This is a genomic window from Streptococcus sp. GMD1S, from assembly GCF_000296875.1.
In the GTDB taxonomy this organism is placed as follows: domain Bacteria; phylum Bacillota; class Bacilli; order Lactobacillales; family Streptococcaceae; genus Streptococcus.
Window position 1 is genome coordinate 1 of record NZ_AJQY01000183.1, and the last position, 980, is coordinate 980.

Consider the following 980-nt stretch of genomic DNA (forward strand, 5'->3'; position numbering starts at 1 on the left):
ACATCAGAACCTTCAGCATCACCGGCCTCTAGTTTTTTATCACCAGCAATGGCATCTAAGGCATCTTGACTTGATGTAACAGTAAATTTGAGGGCGTACTTCACACCATCATCAAGAATGTAGTTAGGATTAAATTTTGCTGTTACTTCGACCAGACCATTTTCATTCTTCCTTGTTTCCAGCGTAACCTTATCTGATCCCAAGGTTTCCTCTTTATCGTTTTCGATTTTTACAACTCGAATATTTGAACTGTTATCGGGAAGAAGTTGAACATATTTGGACAAAACATCCTTGATGGTCACATGGTGAACACCTAGGGGAAGGATTTTCTTGGTGATTTCCTTAAATTGTTCTCTCAATTCCCTTTCATTGTTAGCGGATAATATTTCGTTTGGAATGGAAGAATTATAACTACCAATGTACTCTTTTAGTTTAGAAATACTATCTGTACTATTAGAGTAGCGGAATTTGATAGAATAAAATCCATCAATCTTGGGAGCAAGATAACCAGAAACTGTTTCAGTAAACGTGTTTAGATTGGTTTGATACCACGATGGAGCTATTTCTGTTACACCATCATTATTGCTCCAATTGTAGATCGTATAACCTCTAGTATCGTAGTACATGTTCGCAAAACCATCTGACAAAAGAATAACAACCTTTTTTGCACTTGATCTGGCTGACTGAAGTAATTCTGTTGCTGACTGAAGTCCTGCTCCAATATTTGTACCTGTACCTATTCCTCCTTCGTAACCAATCGAATCACCACTATTATCAACAGACATTCTAGAAACCATTCTTTTGGCTCCTTGAACATCATTGCTCCAGTTTAATACTGTCTTAGCATCATCATGAGAGGAAATACCAGAAAAGTACCCCGCCCAAGCTGGCCATTGATAATAACTATTGTAACGTTGGTTATCTATTTTCCCACCAAATCCTACCATAGATAAACGGTTATTAGAATTGGATAGAATGGT

1 pseudogene is annotated in these 980 nt (G+C 37.3%); it reads right to left on the reverse strand.

Going from position 1 to position 980, the window contains the following annotated elements:
- Positions 1-947: pseudogene (locus GMD1S_RS12345) on the reverse strand (VWA domain-containing protein); the annotation flags it as partial.
- Positions 948-980: the final 33 nt, after the last annotated feature.